Source organism: Ekhidna sp. (assembly GCF_965212185.1).
GTDB lineage: Bacteria > Bacteroidota > Bacteroidia > Cytophagales > Cyclobacteriaceae > Ekhidna.
This window is the reverse complement of sequence record NZ_OZ243102.1, coordinates 4,279,129-4,296,932: the sequence shown is the minus strand read 5'-3', so window position 1 is coordinate 4,296,932 and position 17,804 is coordinate 4,279,129. Positions and strand designations below refer to the sequence as shown.

The 17,804-nt window shown below is 38.3% G+C and carries 17 protein-coding genes; 13 read left to right on the top strand and 4 right to left on the bottom strand.

Annotated features, from left to right (window positions below; all coding sequences use genetic code 11):
- Window positions 1-7 precede the first annotated feature (7 nt).
- From ACOMC3_RS18790 to ACOMC3_RS18755, 8 genes are read left to right on the top strand one after another with little or no spacing between them, the layout of a single operon-like run.
- Window positions 8-721, top strand: a complete 714-nt coding sequence (locus ACOMC3_RS18790) for a type III pantothenate kinase (protein WP_420317434.1) — start codon at window positions 8-10, stop codon at window positions 719-721.
- Window positions 718-2,019, top strand: a complete 1,302-nt coding sequence (locus ACOMC3_RS18785) for a hypothetical protein (protein ID WP_420317433.1) — start codon at window positions 718-720, stop codon at window positions 2,017-2,019. The genes ACOMC3_RS18790 and ACOMC3_RS18785 overlap by 4 nt, the downstream gene beginning before the upstream one ends.
- Window positions 2,020-2,032: 13 nt before the next feature.
- A complete protein-coding gene (locus tag ACOMC3_RS18780; RefSeq protein WP_420317432.1) occupies window positions 2,033-3,352 on the top strand; it encodes a tetratricopeptide repeat protein in 1,320 nt (439 codons plus the stop codon).
- Window positions 3,330-3,968, top strand: coding sequence for an LPS export ABC transporter periplasmic protein LptC (gene lptC / locus ACOMC3_RS18775; RefSeq protein ID WP_420317431.1), 639 nt, complete (start codon window positions 3,330-3,332; stop codon window positions 3,966-3,968). Before ACOMC3_RS18780 ends, lptC begins: the two co-directional genes overlap by 23 nt.
- On the top strand, window positions 3,969-4,196 hold the full coding sequence (locus tag ACOMC3_RS18770) for a hypothetical protein (protein ID WP_420317430.1): 228 nt from the start codon (window positions 3,969-3,971) through the stop codon (window positions 4,194-4,196).
- Window positions 4,189-5,478 carry a hemolysin family protein gene (locus tag ACOMC3_RS18765; RefSeq protein ID WP_420317429.1) on the top strand — a complete coding sequence of 430 codons (1,290 nt, stop codon included), beginning with the start codon at window positions 4,189-4,191 and terminating at the stop codon, window positions 5,476-5,478. The genes ACOMC3_RS18770 and ACOMC3_RS18765 overlap by 8 nt, the downstream gene beginning before the upstream one ends.
- Window positions 5,479-6,483, top strand: a complete 1,005-nt coding sequence (locus ACOMC3_RS18760; RefSeq protein ID WP_420317428.1) for a lysophospholipid acyltransferase family protein — start codon at window positions 5,479-5,481, stop codon at window positions 6,481-6,483.
- Window positions 6,480-6,935, top strand: a complete 456-nt coding sequence (locus tag ACOMC3_RS18755) for a GNAT family N-acetyltransferase (protein WP_420317427.1) — start codon at window positions 6,480-6,482, stop codon at window positions 6,933-6,935. Before ACOMC3_RS18760 ends, ACOMC3_RS18755 begins: the two co-directional genes overlap by 4 nt.
- Here ACOMC3_RS18755 and ACOMC3_RS18750 read toward each other — a convergent pair.
- Together ACOMC3_RS18750 and ACOMC3_RS18745 are read right to left on the bottom strand one after the other, a co-directional pair.
- Window positions 6,932-7,783 carry a toxin-antitoxin system YwqK family antitoxin gene (locus ACOMC3_RS18750; RefSeq protein WP_420317426.1) on the bottom strand — a complete coding sequence of 284 codons (852 nt, stop codon included), beginning with the start codon at window positions 7,781-7,783 and terminating at the stop codon, window positions 6,932-6,934. The two genes, ACOMC3_RS18755 and ACOMC3_RS18750, sit on opposite strands and share 4 nt — an antisense overlap.
- Before the next feature lie 15 nt (window positions 7,784-7,798).
- Window positions 7,799-10,363 carry a M14 metallopeptidase family protein gene (locus tag ACOMC3_RS18745; protein ID WP_420317425.1) on the bottom strand — a complete coding sequence of 855 codons (2,565 nt, stop codon included), beginning with the start codon at window positions 10,361-10,363 and terminating at the stop codon, window positions 7,799-7,801.
- Window positions 10,364-10,570: 207 nt separating this feature from the next.
- Here ACOMC3_RS18745 and ACOMC3_RS18740 point away from each other — a divergent pair, with 207 nt between their 5' ends.
- The 3 genes from ACOMC3_RS18740 to ACOMC3_RS18730 all read left to right on the top strand — a co-directional run bounded on the left by ACOMC3_RS18740 (window position 10,571) and on the right by ACOMC3_RS18730 (window position 12,816).
- Window positions 10,571-11,617 carry a helix-turn-helix domain-containing protein gene (locus ACOMC3_RS18740; RefSeq protein ID WP_420317424.1) on the top strand — a complete coding sequence of 349 codons (1,047 nt, stop codon included), beginning with the start codon at window positions 10,571-10,573 and terminating at the stop codon, window positions 11,615-11,617.
- A gap of 69 nt (window positions 11,618-11,686) precedes the next feature.
- Window positions 11,687-12,283, top strand: a complete 597-nt coding sequence (locus ACOMC3_RS18735; protein WP_420317423.1) for a YceI family protein — start codon at window positions 11,687-11,689, stop codon at window positions 12,281-12,283.
- 14 nt (window positions 12,284-12,297) lie between these two features.
- Complete coding sequence (locus ACOMC3_RS18730; RefSeq protein WP_420317422.1) at window positions 12,298-12,816, top strand: YceI family protein; 519 nt, start codon at window positions 12,298-12,300, stop codon at window positions 12,814-12,816.
- Between the two features lie 69 nt (window positions 12,817-12,885).
- Here the strand turns inward: ACOMC3_RS18730 and htpG are convergent, their stop codons facing one another.
- The gene (htpG, locus tag ACOMC3_RS18725) at window positions 12,886-14,775 is read right to left on the bottom strand and encodes a molecular chaperone HtpG (protein ID WP_420317421.1); all 1,890 of its coding nucleotides are present in this window, start codon (window positions 14,773-14,775) and stop codon (window positions 12,886-12,888) included.
- 194 nt (window positions 14,776-14,969) lie between these two features.
- On the opposite strand from htpG, the gene ACOMC3_RS18720 reads away from it, so the two are divergent.
- Together ACOMC3_RS18720 and ACOMC3_RS18715 are read left to right on the top strand one after the other, a co-directional pair.
- The gene (locus ACOMC3_RS18720) at window positions 14,970-15,425 is read left to right on the top strand and encodes a DoxX family protein (protein WP_420317420.1); all 456 of its coding nucleotides are present in this window, start codon (window positions 14,970-14,972) and stop codon (window positions 15,423-15,425) included.
- Window positions 15,426-15,478: 53 nt separating this feature from the next.
- Window positions 15,479-16,909, top strand: a complete 1,431-nt coding sequence (locus ACOMC3_RS18715; RefSeq protein WP_420317419.1) for an N-acetylmuramoyl-L-alanine amidase — start codon at window positions 15,479-15,481, stop codon at window positions 16,907-16,909.
- A gap of 18 nt (window positions 16,910-16,927) precedes the next feature.
- Here the strand turns inward: ACOMC3_RS18715 and ACOMC3_RS18710 are convergent, their stop codons facing one another.
- Window positions 16,928-17,782 (bottom strand): hypothetical protein, encoded by an 855-nt coding sequence (locus tag ACOMC3_RS18710; protein ID WP_420317418.1) that lies wholly within the window; start codon window positions 17,780-17,782, stop codon window positions 16,928-16,930.
- Window positions 17,783-17,804 lie beyond the last annotated feature (22 nt).

Below are 17,804 nucleotides of genomic sequence, written 5' to 3'. Positions count from 1 at the left end.
CGGTATTGTGTCAAAAGTCGAAGTAATATTAGTTGATGTAGGGAACAGCTCCATTAAAACCACTGAAGTTTCCAATGGAGAATTTAGTCCTACCAAAAAATTTTCAGAATTCAGTGATCTATTGGAGAACTACACTAAATATCCAATGATTATTTCTTCGGTTAGAAAACTTCCATTCTTTATTGAAGAAAGAAGCAATACAATACTGCTGAATTATGAAACCCCATTGCCTATTGCACTAAACTACAGCACCCCTGTAACGTTAGGAGCAGACAGGATTGCTGCCGTTGTTGGGGCAAATGAGATTTTTCCAGATAAGGATAATCTTGTCATAGATCTTGGAACCTGTATGACTATAGATTTGATCGATAGTGCAGGTACTTTCCAAGGTGGAATCATTTCACCAGGTCTAAGGATGAGAATGAAATCAATGTCACACTATACAGACCAATTACCTGACATTTCTGAAGAGTTCATTGAATTGAGTTCTGGTGTTATTGGAAAATCTACGAAAGAGTGTCTATATAGTGGGTCATTCTGGAGTATTATTCATGAAATAAATGGCGTAATAAGGACATTAGAGGAAGATTTCACAAGTCTTAACATGATATTAACAGGTGGGGATGCTCATTTCTTTGAATCCAAACTAAAAGCACACATCTTTGCAGGCTCAAAAATTGTGCAGAAGGGTCTATACCGAATTTGGAAGTATCAGCAATGAAAAGGATAATAGCAGGAATTGCCTGTTGTATGTTATTTGGGCAGTTTGCTCAATCTCAATCAGTTTACTCATTTCAAGGACTTGGAAGTCTCAATCACCAAGGCATGCCTAATAATGTAGCACAAGGTGAAGTTGGGATCGGATCTCCAACAATATGGCATATTAATAGCCAAAACCCGGCAAACCTGATTTATAATACTTTCAGCACTTTTCAACTGGGTCTTATGGTTGATCAGAGAAGTTTTTCTGGAAATGATATCTCAGGAGAGGGGATTTCAGGGTCAGCAACCGATGGGGGATTACGATTTTTAGGCTACTCTTTCCCAATTATGCCAGGAAAATGGTCTTCATCTTTCGGAATTCTCCCATATAGCTCTGTGAACTATAATACATTCTCAGATACGGATGTTCCTGGTACGAATGGAGAAACTAAACAGCGATCAGACAATCGTGGAGAAGGGGGATTAACAAGCTTATTCTGGTCCAACGGATTCAAAATAAAGGACAATTTTAATGTTGGAATTAAAGCATCTTATGTTTTCGGTTCCATCTCAAAGGAATCAACAATCATTCTTTACGAAGACAGAAGAATTCTTGTGGATGGAGATTCTATTGACGTACAAATTCAGGTTGCAAATCCTGTACAGTATAGTCAGCTCCAATCATATTCTGATTTTAATTTTTTATTTGGAATGAGCTATCGTCATAAGATAACTGATGAGCGATTTCTAAATTTTGGAGCAGTATTCAGCCCTAAATCTCCAATGAATGGAAATTCTGAACTTACACTTGTCAGGTTATCATCAAGTGGAAGTGAGCTGGGAGTACCCGTAGATGTTGGTTCCAGAAAAATCGAATTTGATTTACCACGAATGGTTGGGTTTGGGGCTTCTTATCAGAAGTTGAATCACTATACAATTGGGGCAGATTTCGAATTTAGTGGATGGAGTAATGCCGGAAGCCCGGAAACACTATACAATAATTCATTCAAGATTGCTGTTGGTGGAGAGTTTACTCCGGACTATGATAACATCAATACCTATTGGAAACGCGTCAAATATGCTGGGGGTTTTAACTATCAGAAATTACCATATATCGTAAATGATCAGGCTCTTATAGATTTTGGTATTAATTTTGGTGCCTCTTTACCAGTAAGTGGCTTTTCAAGTTTGGATCTTGCCTTTAAATGGGGTCAACTTGGAAAATCATCCAATGGATTGATTAAGGAAACCTATTATAAGATTGTTATAGGAACAACCATGAATGATAGGTGGTTCATAAAAAGAAAGTATGATTAGCAAAAAGTGAGTTATGAAGACGATTACTAAAATACTAGGAGCAGCTTTTTTTCTATCTCTAGCGATAGGAGCAAGCGCCCAAAATGGATGGAACTGGGGAGAGCAAGTGGACATTGCCAAAGAAAAAAATGTTCTCTATACTGATGCCTACAAAGCCAAAAATTATCAAGCAGCCATACCACCATTGAACTGGCTACTAACCAATACGCCAAATCTTAATCCTTCCATTTACATCAATGGCATCAAGATTTATCAGGCACTTGCCAAAAAGGAGACTGATGCAGCCAAAAAAGAAGAATATATCCAAAAAGGATTGGAGCTGCACGATACAAGAATTCAGTACTACCCTGAAGATGAAGCTGATATTTTAGATAGAAAATCAATCTATGCTTACGGCTTTTACAGCAAGAAAAAAGAAAAATATCCATACTTATATGAGCTCTACTCAAAGGCATTCGAACTCAATGGAGCTAATATGAACTCTGGCAATCTTGTAGCCTACATGAATGTGGTTTACAAGCATAAATTCGCTGGTGGAGACCTTTCCGATGAGCAGGTTATTGAGATCTACTCTGCTATTGCAGATGCGCTTGAAGAACAGAAAAGTAGAGTTTCAGGAGATAATAAGAAGAAGTACGACAAGATGATTGACAATGTCGATAAGATATTGACAGCTACAGGAGTAGAAATCAGTTGTTCATTCGTTGAGGAAAAATTAGGCCCAAAACTGGATCAAGGTGAAGACCTTAATATGGCTAAGAAAATTTTTGGTTTAATGCTAAAAGGTAAATGTCTTGATAGTCCTCTTGCATTAAAAGCAGCCGGAATCGTTCAGAACAGTGAACCAACATATGGTGTTGCTAAATTCATGGCACAGAAAAATGCTCAAGATGGTGATGATGCCAAAGCAATCGAATATTTCCAGGAGGCTGCTGATCTAACGGACGACAATTCAGAAAAAGCTGAGATGTATGTAAACATTGCGCGTATTCAAATGAAAAACGGGCAAAAGTCTACTGCAAGAAATAGTGCAAGAAGAGCACTTTCATTTGATCCATCTCATAAAGATGCATACAAGTTAATCGGCGACCTTTACATGACAAGCTTTGATGATTGTAAAGGTGAAAAAAGCCAAGTACAGGATAGAGCGGTATTTATTGCAGCATACAATGAATACAAAAAAGCTGGTAACTCGCAAGCGATGGCTGCAGCAAAAGCTCAGTTCCCGTCTATCGAGGATATATTTAACGAAAACATGGAGGAAGGTCAATCTATCACGATCGGATGTTGGATCAACGTGACTGTCGCACTTGAAAGAAGACCTGCTAATTAATTTTTTCAGCAACCAAAGCATCAATGCGACCCTGAAGATATTTCAGGGTCGCTTTTTAGTTATTGGGCTATGGGTTCTTTTGCTTGCATGCAATCAACGAAAGGACCTAATTGATGCTCCATTGTATGAAGGGCCTCTTTCCTCAATGGATAGCTCAATCACACTCCTTAGCGATTCTGGTAAGGTGGTTATGAAAATGCGTTCGGCCGTACAAAACAACTTTGAAAACGGTGATAGAGAATGGAGTGAAGGCTTTCATGTAGAATGGTTCAACAGCAGAGGGCAGGTCACCAGCTACTTTAAAGCCAACTATGTTTACTTCACTAAAGAAGATAATCTATATCGCGCAGAGGGAAATGTAATCGTCAAAAGCCTGGCAAAAAATGATGAGCTAAAGACTGAAGAACTTTTTTGGAATCAAACAGAAGAGAAATTCTACACTGACAAATTTGTCACTATAAAATCTGAAGACGAGGTACATACCGGAGAAGGAATGGAGTCAAATCAAGATTTCACCGAGTACCGAATCTTAAAACCCAGTGGAACGTTTACCTTGGAAGATGATCCTAATCGTCCCAGAGAAAGAGATATTCCTCTTCAACCCAGCAAGCAATAGATGAAGCTTTTTGATATAATCTTATTTGTACTCACTTTCGTTACTTTTATCATTGGCATTGACCAGGCAATAGTCGTAGGTATAGCTGAGTCCTATTGGATTTTTATGTTTAGTCTAGCCCTTTTATTTTTATATGGGTATCGTAAAGGGCAAAGACAATCGAGAGAGAAAGAAGAGCTGAAAAAGTCTTCCAAAAAACCAAAGAAAATGAAGCGAAAGCATGGATGATCCACTCCCCTATTTGATCATACTACTCTGTTTACTTTTCTCAGCGTTTTTTTCAGGAATGGAAATAGCGTTTGTATCTGCTGATAAGCTGCACATCGAAGTACTTAAGAAAAAAGGAACATTTGCTGGTAAAATTTTATCCCTTTTTACTACCTATCAATCGCAGTTCCTAGCTACCATGCTTGTGGGGAATAATATAGCCCTTGTGCTCTACGGTATTTACATGGCCGGACTTTTGGAGCCTGGTGTAGCTTCATTCTTGCAAACTACCTTGGGATCATCTTCAGATGTTCTTGTGCTTATTGTTCAATCTATCATTTCTACAGCCCTTGTCTTATTGACAGCAGAATTTCTTCCTAAAAGTTTATTTCTAATTAATCCAGACTTTTCGCTTAGACTTTTTGCTCTCCCAATGGGTGTTGTCTACATTTTGATGTACCCGATTGTCTTCCTCGTTGTTAAAATTTCTGCCGTATTCATCTTGGTATTTGGTTACAAATTATCAGATGAAAAGCCAGTGTTTGGACTTACTGATCTAAATAACTACATCAAAAACAACATCCTGAATATCAAGGATCAGGAAGAGGCAGAAATTGATGCGAAAATTTTCAATAACGCTATTGAGTTTAAAACCATCAAGGTACGCGAGTGTATGATTCCTCGTACTGAAATAATCGCAGTAGATGTTAATGATTCAATTGAAGACCTCAAGAAGCAATTTGTTGCGAGTGGCCACTCAAAGATTCTCGTATACAAAGATTCTATTGACGATGTAATTGGATATTGTCACGCCATGGAACTATTCAAAAAACCAGAGGAAATAAAAAATATACTTACAGAAATACCTATTGTGCCAGAAACGATGCTAGCCAATGAACTTCTCATTCAATTCATAACTGATAGAAAGAGCCTTGCATTAGTGGTTGATGAATATGGTGGAACATCCGGTATAGTTAGTATCGAGGATGTCATTGAAGAGATTTTTGGTGAGATTCGTGATGAACATGACGATGAATATCTCACCGAGCAGAAGTTGGATGAACACAACTTCATTTTTAGTGCCAGACATGAAATTGACTATCTCAATGACGAGTACGAGCTGGCACTGCCAGAGGGTGAATATGATACGCTAGGCGGTTTAATATTTGCGTATCACGAAGATATACCTGAGGTCAATGAAGTGATAGAAATTCCTCCATTCATTATTACCATTTTCACCATGGAAGAAAACAGGATTGATAAAGTGAAGTTGACACTGATTAATTCTGAAGAGCTTGTATAAATGGATCTGGTATACGCATTCGTAAGGCTTTTCGTGCGTTTTGGACTCAGGTTGTATTATCATAAAATAAATGTAGAGGGGTTAGAAAATGTTCCACAAGGTGTCCCGCTTTTAGTTACAGCAAATCATCAAAATGCTTTAATTGACCCACTATTAGTTGGGGCTTTTACTCCAACTCCTCTTCACTACCTCACACGGTCAGATGTGTTCAATAAGTGGACCAGTCCATTAATGAAATTGATTCATATGATGCCGATATACCGAATCCGTGATGGTTATTCCAAACTTTCACAAAACAATCAGGTATTTGATTCGTGCTTTAAAATCTTTAAGCGAAATGAATCTGTTCTCATTTTTGCTGAAGGTAATCATGGAAAAGAATACTATTTACGCCCATTGACTAAAGGTGCCGCTCGTCTTGCGTTACAAGCTCAGAATGAACTAGAGCAAGACCTTCACATTCTCCCAGTTGGATTAAACTTTTTCGATCACAGAAAACCAAAATCAACCGTAATCATCAAGATTGGAAAGCCATTGGCTATTAAAGATTTCTTATATCAATACGAAGCTAATCAGGCAAAAGGTCTCATTTCGATGAGAGATGCAATCAGCCAATCCATGAAATCAACATTGGTGATTCCTGATGAGTCTGAAGATTATCATAAGAAGAAGTCAGCCATTTTTCAGTCAAAACATGAAGATTTTTCATTCGATGAGTTAATAGCAATTGATTTTAAGAATGTTAAAGTTGAAAAGCATAAACAATCAAACCATTGGATTGCCAGAATGCTGAATCCTCTTCCTTTTCTAATTATCAATAGAATACTGAGAAAAACTGAGGATGTAGTGTTTCATTCTACATTGAAGTTTGGCGTTGGAATAATTGCTTTTCCGCTTTGGTGGCTGATAGTATTTTTAATTCTTTCTATTTCAGTGGGAATTAATATCGCCATATTAGCTGTTGTTGTTATGTCTACCGGGCTTTTTTATAGTTATCAGCGATGATAGAAATAATTGACTACCAACCCCATCACGCCTCCTCATTCAAAAAACTAAACGAGGAATGGATCAATCAATACTTCGAAATGGAGGAATCTGATCGAAAAATGTTAAGTGATCCTCAAGGATATATTTTGGATAAAGGTGGTGCTATTATCATTGCCACATCTAATGGAAAACCCGTTGGGACCTGTGCGTTAATAAAGATGAAAGATTCCACTTATGAGCTTGCTAAGATGGCCGTATCGCCAGAAGCTCAAGGACAAAAAATAGGCTGGAAAATAGGTGTTGCGACAATCGAAAAGGCTAAAGAGTTAGGAGCTGACACCATTTACTTAGAAACTAACAGTGTACTGAAGCCAGCGATCAACCTCTACTATAAACTGGGATTTAAAGATGCAGAAGGTTATTGTACTCCATATGCCCGCTGCAATGTTCAAATGGAAATGAAGCTTTAGCGTCTACTTTTAAGAAACTTACTTCGATCGTAGATAAGTGTGCCTTTATTATCCCATTCCCTAACAATGTAAGGATCAAACTTGAAATCAAACGGATCCTTTGGATACATCACCTCACGCTTTACTCTTCCACCATCATAATACTCTCTCCACAGATCAACCCTGTATCCAAACTTATAATTTCCCCTTACTGCAACTGAACCATCTTCATGAAAGGCCCAATACTCGCCATCTCGTTCACCAAAATGAACAGGTATTACCTCTTTCAACTTGGTCTTTTTAAAATCATAATAAGCAAGCTTAGATTCCTGAGGCCAACCTTTCCACCAATAGGATTTATTTTGAAGTATGTCATGACGATTAAAACGGACCCATCTTCTATGTTTCAGACCTTTGTAGTACCAACCTTCCTCGATGACCTGATCGCCTAACATTTTCTTGTATGGACCATGCAGAACACCAGCATTCCGTTTATCCACCCTCAGCGAATTTATGATCTTCTTTTTCTTGTAATCATACCAGTAAAAATCTGATGTATATTCGGGAGGACCTTCATACTCTTTCAAGACGTTGAAAATCTCAAAAATGACGTCATTACCAAAGCCAGATCGTGTAAATCCTTTTTTGGTTTTGATACCAAAGAAGACATTTTTCTTTTTCTTCTTTTTCTTCTGTTTGACTGGCTCAATTCCTGAATCCTCTGCCTCTTCGGCCTCCAAATCCAGTGTCAAAGGGGTATCATAATCCACTTTGAAGATATCTTCCAAAGATTCTCCTTCCTGAGAAAATACAGAAAGCCCCATAAATATGAGGCTAACTGTTAATATTGCATATTTCTGAATTCTCATCCAGTTATCTAATTTTTATTCACCCGCACCACGACTAATGGCGTCTCCAAAAAACAACGCATTCATAAAGATTTTATTGGTACCATACCAGAATGCTCTGAAGTTTGGATTATCTGCCAAAGTAATCACTTTTCCTCTACCTACATTAGAAACTGTAACTGCAGGTGAGTTTTTAAACTTATCTAAATTCTCTTCCGACACATAACCGGATAATAGAGGGCTCTCTGAATATACAAATGGATTAGCGTAGGCATTCTTTGACTTCTCCATCACCAGATTGTGATTTCTAAATAACGCCATTCGATCACTCTCCATTCCATAAGCAAGTGGGTGAGTCAAATCTACTTTTGCTTCAAAGATAGATCCACCCGTTACCTGAGCACCGCGCTCTTCATCCAGGTTTTCATAGCTTTTGAAAGGCTCTTCTTTTTCTTCATCTTCATCATCCCCATTAGCATATTTTACTCCGGTAATTTCAGAATCAGAAAGCCATTTTCCTCCATTTTTCCAGGCAATAACTACACCTCCCTGAGAAATCCACTCTTTCAAATTCTTCTTTTGAGATTCATTCGGTCCCCCCCACATGTTTGGAATAACGATTCTATTATAGCGAGACAAATCTCGGCTCAATCTATCCACCGGTAGTAATGTGACTTTCATTTTGTATCGCTGATCTAATAGGTGCCATACTTCACCAGCTTCATAGCTACTTACTCCCCCCTCTACCAAAACTGCGATTCTTGGTTCCTTCATCGTAGAGTTACTCCTGCTCCCCAAGTCCACTCCAGATTGTGCAAGTCCTGTTTTCAGTGCATAAACGTTCACAGCATCTTCTTTCACTATTTGATCAATTGTTTGCTCAATTAGCGTTCTTTTGTTTTCCTGAACCCCAACAGGGATAAGCATTGTCCCTCGAGGAAATGTTCTTGACCCATCATTATGCCTCTCATTAAGAATTTGAACAACTACTTTTTTACTTAATAATCTATTAATTGCTTTAAAAGAGAGATAACCGTGAGGCTCAATGGCATAGGCATAGGCTCCTTTTCCACCTACTAGCTCTCCAGTGGGCAAATCAACACTTTCAACTGCATCTCCCATATTTATGGAACCAACATCTTTACTATTCAGCTCAGCATATGGCAGGTTAAATGCCAACGGCATGGTCCATGTTGAAACATCATAAAAGAGACTATCATTAAAAGTAGTTCTGGTTTCAAAAATTGCTTTAACCAATCGGTATTGCTCCTGATTCATTGGAACAACAAATGCATTGTCTTTTTTAAATGACTTTCCATTCTTACTTAGGTCTCTGCTCAATGTGTAAACATCAATTTCGTGCTGAATCAACATTTTAGCAAGCTCATAATTTCTGTAAGGATCCTTTGCTGAGCCAAAGACATACGCTTTTACTGCATCATTGGCGGCTAGATTGGAAGCTCCCTGATAGAACTCTCGTTGATAATCTAAAAATTCTTTCCTGTGCGCAATCCCTGACGCCAGAGTAGATAAAGAGGCTGTAAAGTGATTCCTTACTCCCATTGGAAATGTAAGAATGCCAAAATCATTTTCCTGAGCATGACCCCTGGAGCTTGCCTGCTCAAAGAGAATTCCAACACTTCCATTCACATCCGGGTAAGTGGACCCTTTACCAATATAGAAATCATCGAAGCTCTCCTCGCTGTAGTAAAGTGATCCAATGTTATCCAGATATTCCGCATGGAACTTTGCCATCTTATGAGTTAATTCCACATTTTTATCTGGCGTCCATGGAAATTTTCTGGCCGGAATGCCTGGTTGAAAAAAGAAGGTAGAATTGGTACCCATTTCGTGGTGATCTGTCAGAATATTTGGTTTCCATTCGTGAAATCTAGCTATTCTGCCACGAGATTCAGGGTGCTGAAGTGGAAGCCAATCCCTGTTTAAATCAAACCAATAATGATTGGTTCTTCCTCCGGGCCATGCTTCACTGTATTCTCTGTCATTAGGGTCCGGATTGATCACGTGTGATCGATGCGTATTTACCCAGGTAGAAAATCGATGCAGTCCATCAGGATTGAAGGAAGGATCAAGAATGATAATCGAATTTTCAAGCAATTCATCAATCTCAGGACCAATGGCTGCCGCCAGATGATAAGCTGTCAATAGAGAGGCATTAGATCCACTTGCTTCATTACCATGTACTGAATAGCCAAGCCACATGACAATTGGCATCTCGTCTGTATTGAGTGTGCCCGAGGAAGAAGGATCCGTCAATTTCTTATGATCTGCTTTAATTTGATCAAGGTTCGCAAGATTTACAGGGTTGGAAATTGTAATGTGAATCAAAGGCCTGCCTTCGTACGTTCGGCCTATTTCTTGCATAATCATCCTGTCAGAAGCGGCTGAAACTTCCCGCATATAGTAGAGTAGTTGATCATGGCTCACATGCCATTCTCCCGGATGATAGCCAAGCACATCTTTTGGTGTTGGAATATCAGGATTATAAGATTGACCCTCTGGGAGATAATAGGCCATATCCACTTGTCCGAAGGACAAAAAAGTAAATGTTATTAAAATTAAGGTTAGGAGCTTCTTCATATCTTAGATTTTTAGGACGTCTAATGTAAGAAATAGAACAGGGAGAAAAAAGAATGGTTTGATGGGTGGTTTCAAATGCAGCCCATTTTGGTCTATGTATTGTTTCTTTTGACTAATTTAAACTCTATGCCCTCCTCGATAGACCTTTGGACCATCGTCATTATTGTCAGCTTAGCGCATAGCTTTTTTGTTATCAACCTCCTATTAATGAAGAAACAGCATAAGCGACCTGAAGGAAAATGGTTACTCTTTTTACTTCTGGGTCTCTTTTGGTTACAGCTGGAGTTCCTTTCCATTCGCTGGCCGTTCAATATTGGCTTAAATGTCTTTTATGGTACTCGCCATGGATCATGGTTATTAATCGGACCCATATTTTACTTTTATCTTAAGACACTGATTGGTGAAAATATTTCGAGAAAGGAGTATAGCTACTTACTCCCCTTTTTCATTTTCACTTTAATTATCCCTATTGTACTGGACGACTTTCTGACTTTCAGGCAAGTCCACTATGGGATGCTCACGCCGTTCGATAGCAGACCCGATGAAATCAATACCTGGCAATATGTTTATTCATTCATATTCATTGGACAGTTTCTATATCTGGCTTATTTCCTTTTAAAGGGGAGGAATCTAATCCATAACTATCAATTGAATTTACATGATCAATTTGCTGATATCGATTATGATCGATTAAAATGGCTCAAAATACTTTGGGTCGGTATGCTTTTCATCTTGCTTTTAGCTACCGTTTTCTTGATCCTACTTTTCTTCACAGAAATTTACAGGCGTCACATGGATTATCTTTATGTAATCCCTTCCTCCCTTTTATTTTATGCTATTTCTTATAAGCTATTTGGTGTAAGATTCCAGCAACCAGATGTCTCCTCTAAATATCAAAAAAGTGGATTAAAACAGGCTGAAGCTGTGAGTTACACCGATCAACTCAAAAAGCTCATTCAAGAAGAGAAATTATACTTAAGGAATGGTCTAAGGCTTAAAGATTTGGCTGACAAACTGGATATTTCAAATCATCAATTGTCAGAGATACTAAATCAGCACATGCAAACAACCTTCTTTGATCTAATAAATAGCTACCGAGTAAAAGAGGCTAAAGAAAAAATTAAACACGAAAATCAATATACGCTCCTCCACATTGCTCACAAATCTGGTTTTAACAACAAAACCTCTTTTGTTAATGCATTCAAGCGATTTGAGGGGCAGACACCTTCTCAGTTTCTAAAAAAGATGGGTTGAGTTTGGCAATCCCGATTGGAATTGTCGAATGCTGAAGGATAAGAAAGTATTCTTGGTCTAAAAAAGACTATGAAAAATCTTATTCAAAAACTCATCCCTGTCATCGCCATTGTTTTAACTGCGCATTTATCGGTTGGTCAAAGTCAGAAATATATTGTGGACGCTGGTCATACTTCTGTTCAAACCGAAGTGATGCGATTTGGCGTAGTTCCCGTAGTAGGCAGATTCACCCAACTATCAGGAAGTATTGCCTTTGATTCAGCAAATGTTGAGGAAACCAAGGCGAGTTTGACCATTCAAACAAATAGCTATTCAGCGAATAATATTGACGGGGACGCTGCCATTAAAAGTCCAGTATTTCTGGATGTATCTAATTATCCAGAAATAAAATTCGAATTGAATTCACTTGAAAAATCTGCAGATGGTCACATGGCGAAAGGTACGCTTGAACTTCATGGCACAAAGAAAGAAATTGAAGTTCCGGTAACCATTTACGGACCGGATGTTGATCTTCCGACCAGAAAGCAATCAATAGGTATTACCGGAAGCCTGGTTATCAATCGTACAGATTATGGTGTTGGAAAAACCATGCAATTACCCAATGGTCGTGATATTGTATCCAATGATGTAAAAATTAGTTTTGCTATCCTTGGTATTGCTGAATAGACCATTGAATTAACATGCTATTCGTCTATCTGATTTATCTCATTGTCCCTTATCAAGAAGTAAGAAATGCCCATGTGACATTTGAAATTAGCCACATGGGTGTTTTGACAGTTGAGGGGAGTTTTAAAGAGATTAATGTTCAAATAAATCGAGTGTCCGACAATCAGTGGATCGCAACAGGAGAAGTCGATGCAAGCAGCATCCAAACAGGAAACTCTAGTCGCGATGAAACCATTTTGACTGAACAATATCTCAATGTAGAAGAGTATCCAACAGTCCCTTTTAAAGCTATCATAAATAGGGATAAGCGTGTATTTCAAATGGATGTCGAAATTGAAATTCGTGGAATACCCGTGACATTAAAATCTGCACTTGAGCAGAAAAATGAAAGGTTTGTATCCAAGACAATCACCATCAGCAGAAAAGAAATAGGGCTTGATTTTGGAGCGATGGATAGTCTAATAGGCGATGAGATTGCATTGGTCATCCACCCTCGGATTAGTGAAAAAGACTTGATTGAAATGGACAAATAAAAAACCCGTCACATCTTATGCATGACGGGTTCTTTCATTCAATAAAAGTAATCTCTTAGCTCAAAATGACTAAGCCAAGCTCAATTCTACGCTTCGATTGACAAAGTCTGTTAAATCTTTACCTTCTAACATCCCCTGAGCAAGTAGAGCTAAATCATACGCCTGCTTAGCTAACATCTGCTTTGATTCATCAGAGTCCGCCTCAAGAATTTTCTTAGTCATGGCGTGATTGGCATTGACTGCAACAGATAAGGTTACTGGCATATCACCAAACATCATTGGGCCGCCACCAGTTGCCTGCATGTCTTTCATTCTTCTCATGAATTCAGGCAATGTAATTGTCACAGGAAGATCATCGGTTGCCATTGGCTGAATTGCAACGCTATTGTTCTTATTGTTAATCGCCTTCTCAAAGATTTCTTTGATTGTCTCCTGCTCTTTTTCAGAAAGAACGGATTCTTTCTTTTCGTCCTTGTCAATCAACTTATCAATAACGTCTGCATCCACACGCTGAAGCTGGAACTTCTCGTTTTTCTGCTCCAAATGATTGATAAAGTGTGGATCAATTGGGCCTGTAAGTTCAATCACATCGTAACTTCTCTTCTGAGCAGTTTCAATGTAGCCGTGTTGCTTTTCTTTGTTGGTCGTGTATAAGGCTACCACATTTTTATCCTTGTTGGTCTGATTTGCCTCAATGTGTTTCTTATACTCTTCGATGGTGAAGTGCTTGCCTTCAACATTTTTCACCAAAGCAAAGTCCTTCACTTTCTCATCAAATTTCTCCTCAGAGATCATTCCGTACTTTACAAATACGCCAATGTCTTCCCACTTCTCTTCATATCCCTTTCGGTCATTTTTGAAAAGCTCTGCCAATTTATCAGCAACCTTTTTAGTGATGTAGCCATTGATCTTCTTCACATTAGAATCTGACTGCAAGTAGCTTCTTGATACGTTCAATGGAATGTCTGGAGAATCAATCACTCCGTGTAGTAACTGTAAGAACTCAGGCACGATATCTTTCACTTCATCAGTGATAAATACCTGACGTGAATAAAGCTGAATTTTATTCTTCTGAAGATCGAAATCCTTTTTCAATTTAGGGAAGTATAGAACTCCCGTAAGATTGAATGGGTAATCGACATTTAAATGAATCCAGAATAGTGGGTCTTCACTGAATGGATATAATGTTTTATAAAAATCAAGGTAATCCTGATCTTTTAGATCATTTGGAGATTTTGTCCAAATAGGATCTGTGTCGTTGATGATGTTATCAACCTTTTCAGTTTTGTATTTAGGATTCCCATCCTTATCCTTTCCATCTTCTACCTGCTTATCCTTTTGCCCAAACTTTATCGGGATAGGTAAGAATTTGGAGTATTTATCCAAAATACCTTGTAACCTGTGTTCATCAAGGAATTCTTCCGAATCATCAGCTATGTGAAGGATGATGTCTGTGCCTCGGGTTTTTCGAGATCCTTTTTTGATTTCGAAATCCGTTTCACCAGTACAAATCCATTTTGCAGCTTCCGCTCCTTCCTGATGTGAAAGTGTATTGATCTCTACTTTCTTGGCAACCATGAAAGCTGAGTAGAACCCAAGACCAAAGTGTCCAATGATCTGTTGATTGTCTGCTTTGTCTTTATATTTTTCTACAAACTCAGTAGCACCTGAAAATGCGATTTGGTTGATGTATTTCTTGATCTCATCAGCAGTCATTCCGATCCCATTATCAGAAATGGTAATGGTCTTTTTCTTTTGATCGAATGACACTTCAACAGTGAGATCTCCCAGTTCACCACCATACTCGCCAAGAGATGCTAATTGTTTTATTTTTTGGGTTGCATCTACTGCGTTTGAAACCAATTCACGAAGAAAGATTTCATGATCGGAATACAGGAATTTTTTTATGATTGGAAAGATGTTTTCCGTGTGTATTGAGATTGTACCTTTCTCTGCCATCGTTTAATTACAATTTTTTTGTTCAAGGCTCAACGATCAAATTCTGTTCCAGAGAAACAAAACTGACAGGTTGGCAGAAATCATACATAGAGTTGTCTTATAGATGCCAATTAGGGCTGAAATGTTCTTATTAAAAAGTCAGTTAATTTTAAATATGATAGTTTGCATTTAACTATAGTTGAACTTGTTTTCAAATGAAGATTAGACCCATATTTCATGCATTTAAGACCAAAGATCTGGCACACATTATTCCCAGGTTGATTGTGGCAATTATATTAGCACAAACACTTCCATTTAAATTCAGTGGTGCCGAAGAAAGCGTTTGGATTTTTGAGCGCATTGGATGGGAACCCTGGGGTCGGTATTTAATTGCCTCTATTGAATCAGTAGCAACCATTTTCTTGCTTACCAATTATTATATCATCGGTTCCATTATTTCTCTAAGCATCATTAGTGCTGCAAATTTTCTTCACTTTACCAAGCTTGGATTCATTGTGAATGATGACGGTGGTTCATTATTTATTATGAGTATCATCGTGATCTTTTGTTCCCTTTGGATCGTGGTTCATTGGAACATGCAACGAGTAGAAAAGAAGACTTCAAATTTTGAATTTAAATTCGATAATGACGAAGATCTTATAGAATATTAACCATTCACCTTTTTAGGAGAATGATTTTCTCTGTGATACGTTTAAAGCTTTAGATGAGAACCAAGCTCCTTATTATACTTCTTTTAGTGTTTGGTAATGCTTTAGGCCAACATCAAATTAGAAGCAGTTCCTACTTATCCAGTTATCAGTGGCATAGTGAGGATACAGTTATTGCTGTTTCATCTGAAAACTTAATCACTGCTGTAGTTATCAAGTCAGATCGGGAAGCAGTCTTTAGTGTTGTTGGTAATCCCTCTCTCCTTATACCTAAAGATGAAGATGTGGAGAATCCAACTTACTTCATTTCGTTACCTACACCTGTCAGGCAGGTTAACATAGAAGTTCCAATCGATCACAACTTCTCCGTTCATTTGATAACCAGCGGTAATGCTCCTGAAATTTCCCAAGACCAATATCGAAGTGATCAACAGTCAATTTGTGAAGAGTCTCCAGAATCAGTTTCCCAATCCGTTTGGAGAAATGGCTTACCTGATCCAAACTATACTCGTTCTTTTCATGAAGTGTTTCACAATGTGGTGCACCATTCGGCCGGATCCAATTCAAATACAGATTATACCCAGGTGGTCAGGGATATCTACTTATATCATACCCAGGTGAATGGTTGGTCTGATATTGGATACAATTATTTAATTGCTCAGGATGGCACTCTATATGCAGGAAGAGATCCCGGGAGTGGCAGTCAAGATCAAGTACGGGGTGCACATTTTTGTGGGTCCAACTCAGGAACATTAGGTGTTTGCCTTTTGGGGAATTACGAAACTGTAACGCCATCATCTGTTAGTATCGTCACTCTGGAAGAGTTACTCACGTATCAATTATATAATCAAGGCAGAGAGCCATTTCAAACCTATAATCACTCACTGGGTAATCTTGAGACAATTGTTGGGCATAGGGATGGGTGCTCAACCTTGTGTCCCGGAGAAAATGTTTACTCTCTGTTGAATAACATCAGTTCTGCTGTTCAGGAAAACCTTGAGGACTGCACCACCGAAATTCCATTCGCCATTTTAACAGACACCTTATTAATTAAGGTTGGTGAAGAAATCCTCCTTCAGGCGAGTGGCAATTACGACACTTATTACTGGTCACTGCCTGGTGGACATCCATTCATTCTTGAAGGTGAAGAGGTCCGTATTTCGTATTCAAGGCCTGGATATTATGATGTGACACTAGTGGGAATTGAAGGAACAAAACGAGATACTATTCTGCAAGAAGATCTAATACATGTTAGTCAGCTGGAATCGGAACCCATTATTTTCCCAAATCCAGCATACGCATTTTCAGAAATCATCATTGATTACAAAGAAGAAATACAAAAAGCTGAGCTTATGGATATCAATGGCCGCACCATTGATTCATGGGAGTCAGAAAAAATTAAGATTGGCGGAGTTGATCCTGGAATATATCTTGTTATGATTCAGACTGAATCGAGATTGTTTAGAGAAAAGATCATCATTAATTGATCATTTCTTCTTTTAAATTTATTCGTATTCAAATACTATTTCCAGAGTTCTGTCTTCTTTAATTTTCGTAATTCTCGGTCCACGATTATTATCCAAATCATACTCCAGCACATACGCATCTCCTGAAAAGAAATCCAGACCGACAGGTGTCCAACCATCTGATGGGCGATAAAAGGTCTCATTACTTCTATCCTCATTGATTTTGAAGACTCTTTGACCTGCCGTTTCTGTTCCATAAATGGCTCCATCACATCCCTTGGTGACCCCAAGAATGACATCATTGTGCTTATCAATGGGACGATTCAGCTTAGTAATAAGATTTGATGCGATGATTTTACTACAACCTTCCTCATCGATTTCAATGATACTGCCTTGTTTTAATGCTTTATCAGAAGCATAAACCTTCCCATCAGGAGCTGCATATATGGACTGATTCCACTCAAAATAATGATCACTCATTTTGACCTTATTACCATTGTCAATCTTCCATAGAAAATGATCCAGCCCAAATAGGATTCGGCCTTTGTTATAGGTGGCATTGCCTCCAAAAAACTTCTTAGGGTCTAAGCTAGAATAAATGGTGTCAATCCCATTATCAGAAATACGAACCATGGTCTGAGTTCCCTCTCCATGTGCTGTGTAGAGAAATCCAAATTCATCCATCGAAATGTTGTGTGCGTGAAAATCACCTAATATGAGCTCTAATTCACCACTCTTATAAAGCTTCCACACTGATCCTCTTCCGTTGTGATGAATGTCTGTGAAGTAAATGTTTTGTTCTTGATCGACTACAATGCCATAGGCAGGGTGTGCGGATGCATCGATATTGAGAAGCAAAATTGAAAATAAAATGACCAAGAATTTCATGGTCATTTCTTACGGCTTTAAATACTTA